8 protein-coding genes are annotated in these 12980 nt (G+C 48.1%); 6 read left to right on the forward strand and 2 right to left on the reverse strand.

Going from position 1 to position 12980, the window contains the following annotated elements; all coding sequences use genetic code 11:
• Together RIF36_RS25340 and RIF36_RS25345 are read right to left on the reverse strand one after the other, a co-directional pair.
• Positions 1-1131, reverse strand: coding sequence for a TIGR03364 family FAD-dependent oxidoreductase (locus RIF36_RS25340; protein ID WP_350125719.1), 1131 nt, complete (start codon positions 1129-1131; stop codon positions 1-3).
• An 85-nt stretch (positions 1132-1216) separates the two neighbouring features.
• Positions 1217-1801 (reverse strand): helix-turn-helix domain-containing protein, encoded by a 585-nt coding sequence (locus tag RIF36_RS25345; RefSeq protein WP_350125722.1) that lies wholly within the window; start codon positions 1799-1801, stop codon positions 1217-1219.
• Positions 1802-2254: 453 nt separating this feature from the next.
• On the opposite strand from RIF36_RS25345, the gene RIF36_RS25350 reads away from it, so the two are divergent.
• From RIF36_RS25350 to RIF36_RS25375, 6 genes are all read left to right on the forward strand, one after another.
• Positions 2255-5500, forward strand: coding sequence for a SusC/RagA family TonB-linked outer membrane protein (locus RIF36_RS25350; protein ID WP_350125725.1), 3246 nt, complete (start codon positions 2255-2257; stop codon positions 5498-5500).
• A gap of 37 nt (positions 5501-5537) precedes the next feature.
• Positions 5538-7094, forward strand: a complete 1557-nt coding sequence (locus RIF36_RS25355; protein ID WP_350125728.1) for a SusD/RagB family nutrient-binding outer membrane lipoprotein — start codon at positions 5538-5540, stop codon at positions 7092-7094.
• 84 nt (positions 7095-7178) lie between these two features.
• Positions 7179-8276 carry an alkaline phosphatase family protein gene (locus tag RIF36_RS25360; protein WP_350125731.1) on the forward strand — a complete coding sequence of 366 codons (1098 nt, stop codon included), beginning with the start codon at positions 7179-7181 and terminating at the stop codon, positions 8274-8276.
• Positions 8276-10021, forward strand: coding sequence for a metallophosphoesterase family protein (locus RIF36_RS25365; RefSeq protein ID WP_350125734.1), 1746 nt, complete (start codon positions 8276-8278; stop codon positions 10019-10021). Before RIF36_RS25360 ends, RIF36_RS25365 begins: the two co-directional genes overlap by 1 nt.
• Entirely contained in the window at positions 10018-11892 is a 1875-nt protein-coding gene (locus RIF36_RS25370) for a metallophosphoesterase (protein ID WP_350125737.1), read from the forward strand. Before RIF36_RS25365 ends, RIF36_RS25370 begins: the two co-directional genes overlap by 4 nt.
• A gap of 343 nt (positions 11893-12235) precedes the next feature.
• Positions 12236-12979, forward strand: coding sequence for a hypothetical protein (locus RIF36_RS25375; protein WP_350125740.1), 744 nt, complete (start codon positions 12236-12238; stop codon positions 12977-12979).
• Position 12980 lies beyond the last annotated feature (1 nt).

Consider the following 12980-nt stretch of genomic DNA (forward strand, 5'->3'; position numbering starts at 1 on the left):
CTACAGTGCGTTTGTAAGCTCCTCAGCCAGACCAAACGACAATGTCATGCCGGCTCCACTCAGCCCATTAACGATGGTAGTGTGGTCGCTCACCCGGGCAACGAATTCAGTTTTGCCCTCCATTTTTGGGTAAATGCTATGCCACCTTTCCTTGATAGCGATGTCGGGCGCTTCGAAAAAGGTGCTCAGGTAGGACATGATAAGCTCGTTGATTTCTTCCCTGTCGAAAGGAGAAAGGGATAAGCCGTATTCGTGGGAGTCGCCCAGCACCAGCTCCCCGTTTCCGTTTTGAGACACCAGCACATGGATGCCCCACTTGATCAGGTCAGGCATATCCGTTTGAGCTCTGGCCCGTAATGCAGGCAGGCTTTTGCAATCCTTGAAAGCACCGTAATGCAGAAGAGTGAGCCCGGCGCAAAGTGAAGGCCCCACTTTCCAGGCATGAGGCTGAGCCCCCGTGCGCATCATTTGCAGTTTGCATTTGGTAATGCCGCTTTGCTGGAAGTTTTCAGGAAAAAGCGTTTCAAAGTCGGCGCCGCTGCATACAAATATTTGCTCAGCCCGCCAGGTAATTTCAGCCGTCGTTACCCGGTTTTTTTCTATCTGCGTCACGGCTGTGCCGAACACCATTTCAACTCCGTATTTTTTCTCAAGGTAGCCGGGCAATTTGCTGATGGCCTCTCTTGGGTCAACTGTGCATTCAGTTGAGCTGAGCAACCCGCCTTTCAAACCCTTAGTTTTAATCCCAGGGCTTAGCTGCTTTGCTTTGTCAGCAGCAACTATTTCGATCTGGAAACCCTCGTTTGAATTTGCCTGGTAAAATTCGTTGATGATATCCCATTCATCCTGACGATGGGCCAACTGGAGGGAGCCATTTTGATTCAGCCATATCCCTGCCTCAGGGGCTACTTCCAGCCAGGTGCTTCTGCTTCGCATAGCCCGGTCGAGTAGTGGGCCGCCGGGCTGACCAATTGGCCAGATCAGACCAAAATTTCTGATGCTGGCTCCCTGGGCCTGCTGCGACCGTTCAATAACGACAACTTTCTTTCCTTTTTTGGCTGAGTGAAAGGCCATCGCCAGGCCTACAATGCCAGCGCCCACCACAATTACGTCCGCACTTTTCTCCTTCATTCTCTGAGTTCGTTAGAACTTCTAAAATGAAGGACAACAGTGAAGGCATGATGAAGCTGCCTTTATCTGTTTATTACGAAGTGCCCTATGATATTAGCTCATCATTAAAGAAGAAGTAGACCACCAGCATGGTGCATGGCAATGCTGAGGGATTGGACGGGGCGTGCGGCGTTTTTCCATTGAAGTACAAGCTGTTGCCCTCTTCCAGTAGAACAGCATCACTACCAATATGATAAAGGGCCGACCCGCTGATCATGTACTTGAACTCAAAAGCATCCGTCGTGACCATTTCTCTTTCGGCCCCAGGCTCCAGGGTGAGTAGGACTGTCTCAACTGTGATAGTGGAAATAGTGCGTGTTAGAATGTGGTGGTACTTGAACCCTTTGGTGCCTTCTTTTTCAAATTCATTATATTCATCTTTTTTGAGCAGCAGGTAAGGCTTTTCTTGCATTCTGTAGATATCGTGAAAGAATGTACCTACTTCTTCCTGAAGGGCATGAACTATTGAGATGAGGACAGGCAGCGATGGGATGGTGCGTCCATTTTCAATCCTCGATAGCAAACCCTTGCTCACATGAGCTTCGGCGGCCACTTCGTAAAGCTTCAGTGCTTTTGATAGGCGGGTCTGTTTCAGCTTGCGTCCGAGCTGCCCTATGATGTTATCTGTCATGATCCAAGCGGTTGAGGGTTCAAAAAAACATGCTCCATTTTTAAAAGCAATAAATCGGTGGGGGATGAAGGAAAGATAACGATGAGGTTAACATTTGATAACCAGCAAGAATTGCACTTTGTGCTGCATTTCTGAAATTTAGTCCAGCAATTCCACTCCCCGACCTATTCAGCCACTAATTTTGCTATTTGTTTACTATATGTAAACTACTTGGTAATAGAAGCTAATATTTAACAATGAATTAAATATTAGTTTAATATAGGTAAATATCGCCCACCTACCTTTGATGCATCGAAAAAGGCAATTCGATTGCCTGAGGCCGATAAAAAAAGTAAGCCGGAAATGCGCTAACATTCCCGGCCAATACCTCTTCCTGATCCGCAAAGACGTCCTTCTACAAGGATGGGTGGAGGCTTTGTGCTAAAACGAAAATCGTCTTAACCATTTAAAACTATGAAAAAACCATTACCAGAAAAAAGACCTAATCAAAAAGCTTTAGGGAGCGCTTTTCTTTCCCTGCTTTTGTTGATGGCTTTTTCTTTCAACGCACTGGCACAGTCACGTACTGTAAGCGGTGTTGTGAAAGATGAAGCTGGAGAGCCGCTTATTGGGCTCACCGTATTAGAAAAGGGTACCTCGAACGGAACCATTACAGGGGTGAACGGCGACTACCGCCTCGACCTGATTACTCAGGAGCCAACGTTAGTTTTTTCATTTGTAGGTTACACCTCACAAGAAGTTGCCATTGGCAGCCGGTCGGTGATTGATGTAGCCATGCAACTCGACGTAAAAAGCTTGTCAGAGGTGGTTGTAACCGCACTTGGCGTCGAAAGAGAAACGAAGGCGCTTGGCTACTCGGTGCAGCAGGTGAATGGCGAGGACATTACCGAAGCACGTGAGACTAACGTAGTTAATTCTCTTTCAGGTAAAGTAGCTGGCGTGCAGGTTTCCAATGCAGCAGCAGGTGTGGGTGGTTCTGCCAGAATCACTATCCGTGGCGAATCTTCTTTAAATATCAACGCCAATCAGCCGCTGTTTGTGGTGGATGGAATTCCAATAAGCAACAATGTGAATGGTGCTTCAGGGTCAGGTAACCTCGAAGTGGATTATGGCAACGCAGCTGGTGAAATCAACCCCGATGATATTGCTTCCATGACTGTGTTGAAAGGGCCAGCTGCAGCAGCACTTTATGGCTCAAGAGCGGCCAATGGAGCTATCCTGATCACCACTAAATCAGGAAAAAACCAAAAAGGAATCGGTATAGCTGTTAATAGCAATTTAACGTTTGAAAATCCACTTGTAATGCCCGATTGGCAGGACAAGTATGGTCAGGGTAACAACGGGCAGTTTTCGTTTGTGGATGGCTCCGGGGCAGGTATTGCCGACGGAGTGGACGAAAGCTGGGGCCCAGAATTAAACGGACAATTGATACCTCAGTTCGACTCTCCAAGAAGCGTTGGAGGATTTCGTGGTGGTGATCTTAACGCTCCTGCTGGTAGCACGATTACGTCAACACCATGGGTGGCTCAGCCTGATAACATCAACGACTTTTTTGAAACAGGTGTCACGAGAACCAACAACATTGAGTTCAGCACCTCCAACGACTGGGGCAATGTCCGTTTGTCGTATACCAACCTCGACCAAACAGGTATGGTACCTAACACTGACTTGAGAAGAAACTCGGTATCGTTGAAAGGTGGACTGAACCTGACGGAGAAGCTCAGCATCAACTCTACGATCAACTATGTGAAAAGCCAGAGCGACAACAGACCAGCGATTAGCTACGGTACAGAAAGCTTGATGTACTTGTGGATTTGGTACGGAAGACAAATCAATACCCAAAACCTGAGCAGCTACTGGATGCCGGGTTTGGAAGGCGTGCAACAGTACAACTACAACTACAATTACCACGACAATCCCTATTTCACGACTTACGAGAACACCAACGGGCAGGACAAAGACAGAATCTTCGGAAACCTCTCTGCTACCTACAAATTTACCAAGGAGCTTAGCCTGATGGTACGTACTGGTAACGACTTGTACAACGACTTGAGAGATCGCCGCAGGGCATTTTCTACACAAAGGTTCCCGCTTGGTATGTATAGAGAAGATGCTGTATACTTTCAGGAAAGAAATACCGACTTCCTTTTGTCTTACAATAAGAATGTGAATGACGACTGGGCTTTTGGTCTTTCAATCGGGGGCAACCAAATGAGCCAAAACAACAGGTTCCAGTCGACAGTAGCACCGCAGCTATTGATCCCGGGCATCTATAATTTCTCAAACTCTGCTGTTCAGCTTCAAGTGTCTCAAAGCAGATCAGAGAAGCGCATCAACAGCTTGTATGGCTATGGTCAGGTGGCTTTCAAAAATATGATCTTCCTGGATATAACCGGCCGTAACGACTGGTCCAGTACATTGCCTGTAGACAACAACAGCTACTTCTACCCTTCAGTAACATTGAGCGGCGTAGTGAGTGATATGTTTACCATGCCCGACTTCCTGTCGTTTGCTAAGTTGAGAGTGGCCTATGCCGAGGTTGGTAATGACACCGATCCATATAGCCTTTCGAATGTGTACGGCTCCGGCACCGCCTGGGGATCGATCCAATCTAAATCAGAATCTTCTGTTCTTCGTAACGCAGAGCTGAAGCCAGAGAGGACATCTTCTTACGAGGTAGGAGTTGATTTAAGATTTTTTGAAGGTCGTCTTGGAGTAGATTTCACTCACTATGACAACAAAACCAGAGACCAGATCATCCCTATCACGCTTGACATCGCCACCGGGTACTCCAGCAGAATCATTAATGCTGGCGAAATTCAAAACTATGGACAGGAATTGATGTTGATGGGAACCCCAATTAAGAAGGACAATGGCTTCAAATGGGATGTGAATGTAAACTTTACCAGCAACCGCAGCAAAGTGATAAAGCTGGCAGAAGGTATCGAAGCATATACGCTAACTGAAAGAAATGGTGCCTACATTCAGGCTCGTGAAGGTGAAAGAATGGGCAACATCTATGGTGTTGGTTTTGCGAGGGTAGAAGACAAGAGCAGTCCTTTCTACGGTCAAATCATCCACTCGGCTGAGGGCACTCCTTTGAGAGATCCCGAATTGAAGCTGCAGGGTAACTATAACCCCGATTTCATGGTAGGTATCAACAACAACTTCTCTTACAAGGGCATCTATGCAGGCTTCCTGTTCGACATTCGCCAGGGAGGAATTGTGGTGTCAAGAACCAAAACAATTGGTAGCACTTCAGGTCAGCTGGAAGAAACATTGTACGGACGTGCCAATGGTTATGACCTTTCTCTGGAAGGCAACGGCATTGTTAGCCCGGGTGTGATTGATACTGGAGATGGAAACTACATCCCCAACGAGATCAAAATACCAAGCCGTGACTGGCATAACCGTTACTACGAGCGGAATAACGTAGAGGCTGCCAAATACGATGCCTCTTTTGTGAAGCTTCGTGAAGTGAGAGTGGGATACAGCTTCCCTAACACTATGATGGGTCGTCTTCCTTTCAGAGATGTTCGCTTCTCTGTAGTAGGCAGAAACCTGATGCTTTGGACTGAAAACCCTCACTTCGACCCGGAAACACTTTCTATGTCAGGTGGCACACTTCAGCCAGGTGTTGAAAACATGGCTTATCCTTCAGCCAGAAGCTTTGGCTTTAACCTAAGCTTCAAACTTTAAGATGGTTCATCTTTTAAAACTTCAAAGGAAAAAAGAAATGAAAATCAAAAGCAATTCTATAAAATCAATAGCGCTGCTGGCTGGTCTTTTTGTGGCTACATCATGCGATAAAGACTTCCAGGAGGTTAACACAAACCCTAACAGTCCTGAATCTGTACCAGCTTCATTGTTGCTTCCCACTATCATCAGAAACCCTGTGAACGAAGTGGCGGGACTGGCGTGGGGCTACGGCAACGTGGTGATGCAGTATTCTGCAAAAATCCAGTTCACCAGTGAAGACAGGTACCTCTGGGGCCCGGAAGGAGACCCATACAATAATTTCTACAATGCCATGCGTGATGTAAATAACATCATCATACTGTCTGAGGAAGCCGGGCAGCCGCAATACATTGGTATTGCCAAAATCATGAGGTCATGGATGTATTCCTTCATGACAGATGCTTACGGCGATATTCCTTATTCTGAAGCAACAAGTGCAAAAGAAGGCACCAACCTTCCAGCGTTTGATACGCAGGAGTCAATTTATCAGGGCGTGCTGGCCGAGCTGGCAGAAGCCAATACCATCCTGGCGAGTGCTACTGGTTCGGTTAGTGGCGACATTCTTTTTGATGGTGACCTGATGAAGTGGAGAAAATTTGCCAATTCATTACGCCTGAGAATTTACATGCGTTTGTCGGACCGAAATGACCCATCTTCAGGGATGCAGGCGATCCTTGGTAACCTTGAGGCAAATCCAATTTTTGAAAGCAACGACGACAACGTAGCGTTGGAGTACTTGTCAGATGCGCCTAATCAGCAGCCGCAGTATACCAATCGTTCGGGCTCTTTTGATGAGTACAGACTGAGCGTCAACATGGAGACTATTCTGAAAGACCTGAATGATCCAAGATTATTTGTGTATGCGCAGCCTACCAACGACTCGGGCGCCGGTGTTGTGGGCAGCCATGCTGACTATGCAGGCGTGCCTAATGGCCTGGCTGATGCTCAGGCTTTGGCTTATTCGCCAAGCGGTGACCCTGAAAAAGTTGGCTCCAATTTCATTTCAAGAATTGGCTTAATGTTCGCATGTCGTGCTTGTAACCCCGACAGAGCTTCACCAACAGCCGCTGAGGCCATGTTGATGAGCTATGCTGAACTTCAATTTATTTTGGCGGAAGCAAGGGAGCGTGGATTTATCTCAACGGGTACCGCCGAAACCTACTACCTCAATGGTATCAATGCCTCTTTTGACTACTATCTCGAGAGACTAGCGGTAGGTAGCTATCCTGAAATTATTGATGTGGCTTCACCTGATGCGGCTTATTTCGCTCAGGCTGATGTTGCTTACACTGGCACAACAGCCGAGAAGTTGCAGAAGATTGGCACCCAGAAGTGGGTCGCTCTTTTCTTCAATGGCATGGAGGCCTGGTTCGATTGGAGAAGAACCGGCATACCAGCAATTACACCTGGCCCTGGTGCGGTGATTCCTACCGTACCGGTTCGCTTTATGTATCCAGGCGACGCCCAGGCACTAAATGCTGACAATTATAAGGCGGCTGTTGCCCGCCAGGGTACCGATGCAATTACCACCCGTGTTTGGTGGGATGTAAACTAAATAAGAAGTAATTTTTGCCTCAAACCTATCTGGAAGTAAGGGGGATGTTTGTCCCCCTCAACTTTTGGAGCAACCCGATTGACAATGAAAAACACCTTACTTCTTATTGCCGGTTTAGCGTTTTCTCTGGGCACTTTTGCTCAAAAGAAAGACCTGAAAACAGAGAATGTCTTCATTATTACTTTTGACGGCCTTCGCTGGCAGGAACTTTATGGAGGAGCCGACGCAGCGCTGATCGGCGACAAAGATTATGTGGAGAATGTAGAAGGTCTGAAGAAAGAATTTTGGGCAGAAGATGCGAAGACAAGGCGAGAAAAGTTGTTCCCTTTTTTCTGGTCTGAGATTGCAACAAAGGGGCAGATGTATGGCAACCGCAACGAGGGAAACAAAGTAAACTGCGCTAATGGCATGTGGTTCTCTTATCCCGGCTATAACGAAATTTTATCCGGATTTGCTGATGACAAAAGGATTACCAGCAACGACAAGATTCCAAACCCTAATAAAACTGTGCTTGAGTTCGTCAACAACCAGCCTCAATACAAAAGCAAAGTTGCTGGCTTCGGATCATGGGATGTTTTTCCCTACATCATCAACGCTGAAAGAAGCGGCATTCCGGTAAATGCCGGATTTATGAAAGCGACCGGAAGCAGCCTGACAGACAGAGAAAAGTTTTTGAACCAGCTGCAGGACGAAATCCCCGGCCCATGGGGAGGAGTGAGGCTTGACGCCTTTACCCATCATTTTATGATGGAATATGTAAAAAAGAACAATCCAAGGCTTGTGTACATCAGCTATGGCGAGACTGACGACTGGGCCCATGATGGCGAATATGATGAATATCTGCACTCAGCCCGCCGCACCGACCAGTTTATAAAAGAGCTTTGGCAGTACATCCAATCCAGCCCCAAATACAAAGACAAAACCACCCTGCTGATCACAACCGATCACGGAAGAGGTACAGTTCCGAAAGACACCTGGAGAAGTCATGGTAGCCAGGTCGAAGGTGGCGGAGAAATTTGGATGATGGCGATTGGCCCGGATACGCCAGCATTAGGAGAGGTGAAGCAGGATGGTCAGCTCTACCAGAATCAGGTAGCAGCCACTGCAGCTACCTTACTGGGGCTTAAATATGTTAATACTCCTGAGCCAGGAGCAGTTGTTGGCTCAATGATCACTAAGTGATGGATTTCAAAAGGGTAATTGTGCTCCTGTTGCTGGCGGCCTTTGGTTGTCGGCAGCAGGACTCAATTATTTCACCTACCTATACCATATTTCCGCCGCAGGATTCGGCAAGACTTACACTGGCAGAAAAATGGAAAGCGGTCAAGACACCAACACCTGCTATTATTCAACCCATCGATCAAGGTTGGCGATACGTAGCTGGAATAAATGAAAGTCTGACAGACTTTGAATTCCCGGAATGGGAACAGACCGAAGTGCTCGACTTACCTCACCGTGTTACTCTTCCAAACACCGCCATGTGGTACCAACGGCTGGTGGTTGACCCCATCGACTCTTCACTTTTGGAGGTCAATGCGGACGATGGCGCCCAGGTATTCCTCAATGGTAAAAAGCTGGAAAGGCTAATGGACGACAGGTTTTATCTCACGGCCACGGCTGGAGATACGCTGACGATTAGGGTACTTAACAATGCCATGGCTGGTGGCTTGCGCACAGTGAAACTGCTTCCTCTCGCCAACTATCGGGACTACAAGAACCAGCTGGCACTCTATCGAAAAGCAGGTGCCGCCGTCAATCAGGTATTGCGATTGAGCAAGCCGTCGGCAAAGGCCGTGGAAGCTGCAAGCCTTCTTGTGGAGCACCCGACCATAGAGAATATTACGAGGGTTGAAGCACTTTTGAGTGCATATCCCGTGCCAAGCGACCCTGTTTTGCTGAATAACAAAGGCCGCTTCGAGCTCAATTGGTTGAGTTCGGGCAATGGACAGGCAACTATTTTCGCAGGCAATGACCCGACTAACCTTACGACTGAGTTTATAGTGACAGCCAAGCAGCAGCTGTTCAGATTTCCGCTGGAGCAGCTAAGCAACGCCAGTTTTTACAGGATTCGGCAGCTCGATACCTGGACAGAAGTATACGAAGTACCAAAAATGGAGCAAACCGCCGGTCCTTTTTCATTTACACTCTGGGCCGATAGCCAGGGCGGTTGGAACACTTTCAGTAAACTCATGTCTTACACCAATGAATATGACGACAAGTTTAGCCTTGGGGCAGGTGATTTGGTGGCCAACGGCTCAGATTCGGTGCAGTGGAAAAGCTTGCTGACCAGTCTGGGGTTAGCCAATGGCCGTTTTCCATTTTATCTCGTCCCGGGCAACCACGACTATGACGGCTATTACGACGATCTCAAGCCAAAGAATTTCAACCGATACATCACGACTCCATCTGGCAAAAACTATTTCTCGTGGCAGTATTCCAACTGCGCTTTCATCGCTCTCGACCCGAACGAAGCTTTCCCAATTGGTTTTGATGCCAGCGACCAAAAGCAATGGCTTTTGAGTGAGATAGAAAGTCCGGAGTGGAAATCAGCCACCTGGCATTTTGTGGTTTTGCATCAGCCACCGCTGTCTCAGGGCTGGCCTGGCTACCATGGCGATGAGGTAGTTAGAGAGTTGCTCGACTCCGTTTATGAGTCTGCTAACATCGACTTTGTTGTCGCTGGCCATACACATGATTATGAACGCTTAACAAGAAATTACGGAAACCAGCAAGTCAACTTTCTAGTTGTTGGAGGTGCTGGAGGAGGTCTTGAGCCTGAAGACGACAAGTCGGAGTACCCAGTGATGGACAGGCTGATCAGGAAGCATCACCTCGCCCGCATGTTTGTGCATGGAGACTCCATCCATTTGGAAGTGAAAGACCCCGATCAGGATATCATCGACCAATTTGATTTTATAAAACAATGAAATGCTGTCTCATCCTTCTCATGTTTACTTTGCAGGCCGCTGTTGGCCTGGCTCAGGATATCAAAACCGGCCTGCTGGGCGACTGGTGGCTTTGGCCTGAGTATACATTGCCAGCCAGAGCTAATAATACTCCCGGCAATCAGCCCAAGGCTCCGGCATCTGTTTTTACTGATATAGACAGCCGAAGTATTCCCCTCGTGCTGAAGGGGGAGGAACCCACACAAAGGCTGACTGGTATTTTGCCTCAAAACCAGCTTCCTGTTGCCAGCTTTACCGTGGAGTGTTGGTTGGTGAACCATGTGAACCAGGCGGTAGGGATGCTGGCCGCTGTGAAGCCTAAGTACACCGGAGCGGAGCCGCAATGGTTGCTGGGACTGTACGAAAGAAAGATTATATTTTCTCTGAAGCCAGAAAAAGAACCGTTTGCCGCCGTCGTTAGCCACCAAATCAAAGGGAGAGGCTGGAAAAACTACTGGAGTCACCTGGTGGGCGTGTACGATGGCAGCTCGATGAAGCTCTACCTCAACGGCGAATTGCTTGGTGAGCAAAAGGTGGGAGCCATGGCAGCTCTAACTCAGGACAAAGAGCTGGAGGTGGCAGCCTACATGCACAACGAACCCTATATGCAGCTGGGCAATATGCTGAAAAACTTCAGGCTCTACAACCGCCCACTCAACGCCTCCGAAATCAAGCAACGTTACGCTTACCTTCAAAAGCATGTCGAAGAAGGCAAGCTTTGGCCCGATACCTTTCATTTTAATGCAGGGCCTTACCTCAATTACGCCACCACGAGCAGCATCAACCTTCTTTGGGAAACAGATCGGCCTGCCAAGGCAATAGTGGAATATGGGGAATCGTTGCCATTGAAGCAGAAAAAGGAACTTCCAGTGGCCAGCTTGAAAAAAGAAGGCCCTGGCGCTGAAGAGAAATACATTCAGGAGTTGACACTGGACAACTTGCAGCCCGGCACCACCTACTTCTACAATGTGAAAGTGGTGTCGGAAGATGGACAGGAAATGGAGTCGGGCGTGCTGACTTTTGCTACGGCCATCGAACCTGATGCTCCATTTGCGTTTGGAATCATTGGCGACACCGAAGCCCGGCCCCATGTGAACGACAGGGTGGCCAAAATGCTTTGGGATGAGCGCCCCAACTTCCTCATGATTGTGGGAGACCTGACAGATGGTGGCCAGGAGCACCACAAGTTCGAGTGGAACTACGAATATTTTGCCGCCATGACGCAGCTCACCAGCCGGGTGCCGGTATTTCCAGTAGCGGGCAATGGCGAGTCGGATTTGTATTGGTACAATCAATACCATACCCTGCCCGAGCCTGAAGGATACTACTCCTTCACTTATGGCAACGCCGAGTTTTTCATGCTCAACAGCAATAAGAGAGATGAGTTTGCGCCGGGAGCGAAGCAGTACGTGTGGCTGGAGGAAAAGCTGAAGACTTCCACTGCCAGGTGGAAGTTTGTGGCACATCATCATGCTCCTTACTCGGCGGATGAAGACGACTACGGCAACAGCTGGGAAGGCCCTACCGACCTGGGCGACAAAAAGGTGAGAGAGATAGTGCCACTGTATGAAAAATATGGTGTGGACATGGTCTTCTTTGGCCACTTGCACACCTACCAACGCACCATGCCTATCGAAGCAAACAAGGTAAGCGAGCAAAATGGCGTGGTCTATATTCAGGCGGGTGGTGCCGGCGGCAATCTTGAGGACTTTGCACCCACCCGTGCCTGGTTCAGTGCCAAGACCTACCGTGGCCATCACTACTGCATTGTAGGAGTGAATGGAGGAAGTCTTTCATTCAAAATGTATGATACCGAGGGGAGACTGAAGGATTTTTTGGAGTTGAGGAAGTAGAGAGACGTGCTAGGTCAGAAATATAGGGGTTACGGGATTGGGGCAACGATACAAATTTAATCTCTTCAGGTCATTTGTCCAATCGTTTATTACCCCGTAATCTCCTTCGCACCCGCATGAGCCTGCTGGCAGCTTTAAAAATGCGGTACACGGCAGGCGGTTATCTCTATGCTGGGGTCTGTAAATATACCTGTTAATAAGTATTGCTTTTTTAGTTAGTTATGCTCAATTTTCGATAATTCCAGTCAAACCGTTTCGTCAACTGCTCATTTTTTATTTCGTCCATTTTTTTGAGAGCAGAACGGGACAGGAGGATCATTCGACTTTCTTTTCGATAAAATGTATGGCCAGAGTATTTCGCAGGTTTGTGGGATTCGTCATGCTACAGTGCTCTCTTCTCCACTACCTGAGCGCACAGGAGGTAGTAATTACCAAAATTCAGCTAAAAGATAACGAGGCGATCATCAACTACGACCTCAAGGATGATATCCTTGAGAGGAAGTACGCTCTTTTCCTTTATTCATCTCAGGACAACTTTATTCAACCCCTGGAAAAGGTGTCTGGCGATGTTGGAGTCAACCTTTCGGTGGGAGGAAATAAGAAAATCGTCTGGAAACCAAAGGAGGAATTCGGTGAGAACTTTGTTGGGCAGCTGGCGTTTGAGCTGAAGGGCAGTGTCTACGTTCCTTTTATTTTTCTCGACGGATTTGACGATTACAAGGAACTGAAGAGAGGCAAGCCGTATGATCTGGTGTGGTCCGGTGGGCGGGGCGACAACGTGCTCAACTTCGAGCTGTATAAAGGGGAAAGCAAGGTGGCGGTGCTGGAGGAGCGTCCCAACGTTGGGAATACCAAGCTGATCTTACCAGTCAAGGTGAAGCCCGGCAAAGACTACCGGCTGAAGATAAGTGATAAGCGAAACCGGGATGAGGTGGTTTTTACTGAAGAATTCACCATAAGACGCAAAGTTCCGCTGGCGCTGAAGCTTGGAGTTTTTTTCACGGTTGGCGTGGCTACCGGCCTGCTGATTGACCAGCTTACTCAGGAAGATCCGATTATTCCCGCCCCAGGGGTTCCAACCCGCTAAC

Source organism: Imperialibacter sp. (genome assembly GCF_040222815.1).
Classification (GTDB): domain Bacteria; phylum Bacteroidota; class Bacteroidia; order Cytophagales; family Cyclobacteriaceae; genus Imperialibacter.